Here is a 259-nt window from a genome sequence, read left to right on the forward strand (position 1 = left end):
GAGTTATTAAAACACCCCAACAAGGAGCAGCCGAGGTATTGTATAATTTTGGAACTGCCCTAAACTATAAAAATTCAGGACGAATTGCACGTATTTTCAAACAGTTAGCTTTCGCTTTATACCCTCAAAATGACGCAACATTATTTCAGCTCGCACATATTTCTGCTAAATTAGGCGACCCTTATCAAGCAATGAAACTTTATCGCGCTTTATCCCCTAAATCTCCCTATTATAAAGATGGGCAACTGCATCTTGCTTT

Annotated in this window: 1 pseudogene; it reads left to right on the top strand. The window is 38.2% G+C overall.

The features are described from left to right. A pseudogene (locus tag ACFIN0_RS10145) lies at window positions 1-259 on the top strand (hypothetical protein); the annotation flags it as partial.

This window comes from Bartonella sp. AA89HNZF (genome assembly GCF_042196905.1).
Taxonomy (GTDB): domain Bacteria; phylum Pseudomonadota; class Alphaproteobacteria; order Rhizobiales; family Rhizobiaceae; genus Bartonella.